The following is a 492-nucleotide window of genomic DNA, read 5'->3' as shown; positions in this document are numbered from 1 at the left end:
GGGTGGACCGGATGCGCAGGCGTCCCGTCATGATCGTGGCCGACCTCGTCCGGGCGGCGGCTCTGGCCCCGGTGCCCGTGCTGTGGATGCTCGACCTCCTCTCGGTCGTCCACCTCTGCGCGGCCGCGTTCGTCGTGGGCCTGGCCACCGTCTTCTTCGACGTCGCCGAACAGAGTTACCTGCCGCACCTGGTCGGACGGGACGGACTGGTCAGGGCCAACGCCCGTCTCGTCGCCGTCGACCAGACGGCTTCGGTGGCGGGACCGGGCATGGCGGGCATGATCGTCCAGGCCGTCACAGCGCCGCTGGCGATCGTGGTGTCGTGCGTCTCCTACGTCGCGTCCGCCCTCGCTGTCGCCCGGATAGACGGCCCACCGGAGAAGGCAGTCCGGGGGCCGCGCGAGCGCCTCGACCGGTCGATCCGCCAGGGAATCGTCTACGTACTGGACCATCCCGTGCTCCGCCCCCTCGTGGCCTGCTCCACGACCATGA

The 492-nt window shown here is 70.9% G+C and carries 1 protein-coding gene; it reads left to right on the top strand.

Annotated features, from left to right (window positions below):
* Window positions 1–11: 11 nt before the first annotated feature.
* The coding region (locus RNB18_RS51045; RefSeq protein WP_311720929.1) for an MFS transporter at window positions 12–492 on the top strand (481 nt) is incomplete at its 3' end.

Source organism: Streptomyces doebereineriae (assembly GCF_031845645.1).
GTDB lineage: Bacteria > Actinomycetota > Actinomycetes > Streptomycetales > Streptomycetaceae > Streptomyces > Streptomyces canus.
Note: the sequence above shows the minus strand (reverse complement) of the source record. Positions and strands in the feature narration are given on the sequence as shown.